1 protein-coding gene is annotated in these 225 nt (G+C 75.6%); it reads left to right on the top strand.

All coding sequences use genetic code 11. The features are described 5' to 3' along the window. On the top strand, nt 1-225 hold a 225-nt coding region (locus BEN49_RS28270; protein ID WP_158022994.1), incomplete at both ends, for a hypothetical protein.

The raw sequence follows: 225 nt of genomic DNA on the forward strand, positions 1-225 counted from the left end.
CGGCCGGCCTCACGCTGGCGTACCAAGCGCGCTGGCAGTGGTGGCCACGCACCGCCAACGCCCCCGAATACACGGTACTGCCCCTAAGCGCGGCGGCCCTGGGCCGGGCCGGGCTGGGGCTGGCCGCGGCCGGCCTCACGCTGGCGTACCAAGCGCGCTGGCAGTGGTGGCCACGCACCGCCAACGCCCCCGAATACACGGTACTGCCCCTAAGCGCGGCGGCCC

The organism is Hymenobacter coccineus (assembly GCF_001816125.1).
In the GTDB taxonomy this organism is placed as follows: domain Bacteria; phylum Bacteroidota; class Bacteroidia; order Cytophagales; family Hymenobacteraceae; genus Hymenobacter; species Hymenobacter coccineus.